The following is a 988-nucleotide window of genomic DNA, read 5'->3' on the forward strand; positions in this document are numbered from 1 at the left end:
CGCCACCAAAAGTTTTCTCAAGATTTTCCTTTGTAAAGACGGTTTCAGTTAAGCCAGAAGCCAAAACCGTTCCCTTTATTAAAACTGTATGATCACAAAATTCACGAACAGAGCCCAAATTGTGGGTAGAAACTAAGATCACAGCCCCTTCTTTACGAAGGTCTTGCAACAAAGCAATAATTTTATCTTCTGTTGTGACATCAACTCCTGTAAATGGTTCATCTAACAAAATAGCTTTTGCCTGCTGTGCAAGAGCGCGTGCTAGAAAAACACGCTTCTTCTGCCCACCAGAAAGTTCACCAATTTGACGCTTAGCAAATGCCAGCATATCGACGCGTTCTAATGCAACACGCACAGCTTCATAATCGCGTGCCCGTGCATAACGAAAGAAATTCATATGACCATACCGTCCCATCAAAACGACATCTTCAACAAGGACAGGAAAATTCCAATCAACATCCTCACTCTGGGGAACATAAGCAATAAGATTTTTTTTCAAAGCCGTATCAACCGGCAAATCAAACATGCGAATTTTTCCTTTTGATGGCCGTACAAACCCCATAATTGCTTTAAATAGCGTTGACTTACCTGATCCATTAACGCCAACTAATGCCGTAATAGAACCTGTTGGGCTTTCAAAATTGACTTCCCGTAAAGCAGTATGTCCATTACGATATGTTACCGTTACGCCTTGGGCAAATATTCCAGATCCTATCATTGGCCTTTTACTCCCTCTAATAAGGCAGCGCTAATACGCCCACTTGTGACACGTAATAAATCAATATAGGTTGGTACCTCACCATTTTTCTCACTCAGCGAGTCAACATAAAGAACACCGCCATATTTAGCCCCTGTTTCTCTCGCAACTTGTTTAGCAGGAGCAGGAGAAATAGTGCTTTCAGAAAAAACTGCATGAATATTGTATTTGCGAACCATATCAATAACATGCTTAACTTGTTGTGGTGTTCCTTGCTGATCAGCATTAATG

At 41.0% G+C, this 988-nt stretch carries 2 protein-coding genes; both read right to left on the minus strand.

All coding sequences use genetic code 11. From position 1 onward, the window contains the following. On the minus strand, positions 1-718 hold a 718-nt coding region (locus ACFIO5_RS10705; protein WP_375705391.1), incomplete at its 3' end, for a manganese/iron ABC transporter ATP-binding protein. Beyond that, a partial coding sequence (locus ACFIO5_RS10710) for a metal ABC transporter solute-binding protein, Zn/Mn family (protein ID WP_375705392.1) occupies positions 715-988 on the minus strand: 274 nt, incomplete at its 5' end. The genes ACFIO5_RS10705 and ACFIO5_RS10710, both read right to left, overlap by 4 nt.

The sequence above is a fragment of the Bartonella sp. AA86SXKL genome (assembly GCF_042196885.1).